The following is a 675-nucleotide window of genomic DNA, read 5'->3' as shown; positions in this document are numbered from 1 at the left end:
GCAGGGGGTCAACGGTTCGAATCCGTTATTCTCCACAAGTGTGAAGTTGACCGGGTCAACGGAATTGCATTCCGCGTTCGAATCCGTTATTCTCCACCAGAGTACAAAGTAAGAGTAGAGATTATAGTGTATAGAGTAAAGATTAGGCAAACGAGCTTAATCAACAGATTGAAAGAAGTAACTAATGACTGTCGACTATCGACTAGTGACTAGCGACTAAAAACACCACCCCTACCCTTTCCAAATGTGGAGAGCGGAGATGGGAACGATGTGAATGAGATGAGCGTAAGCTGATTGAATTTCACACAAGGTTCTTTGACATATTGTGAGAATAAAGTAAAGAGTAAGAGCAAATTAGAATTATTGAATCCCTTGCGGATGAAGATATTTTATAAAAGTTAAGTGAATTAAGGGCGTATGGGGGATGCCTAGGCTCTTGGAGGCGATGAAGGACGTGTTAAGCTGCGATAAGCTTCGGGGAGGTGCACAAGACCTTCGATCCGAAGATTTCCGAATGGGGCAACCCAGTAGATTGAAGATCTATTATCCTATTTAAGATAGGAGGCGAACCTGCTGAACTGAAACATCTAAGTAAGCAGAGGAAGAGAAAACAAAAGTGATTCCGTAAGTAGTGGCGAGCGAACGCGGATTAGCCCAAACCAGTGTTGTTGCGGC

1 rRNA gene is annotated in these 675 nt (G+C 43.6%); it reads left to right on the top strand.

What is annotated here, in order from left to right:
* Window positions 1–397: 397 nt before the first annotated feature.
* Window positions 398–675: ribosomal RNA gene (locus V7S74_RS10920) — 23S ribosomal RNA — on the top strand; the annotation flags it as partial.

Source organism: Aquirufa novilacunae (assembly GCF_045310505.1).
In the GTDB taxonomy this organism is placed as follows: Bacteria; Bacteroidota; Bacteroidia; order Cytophagales; family Spirosomataceae; genus Aquirufa; species Aquirufa novilacunae.
This window is presented reverse-complemented; position numbering and strand designations above follow the sequence as displayed.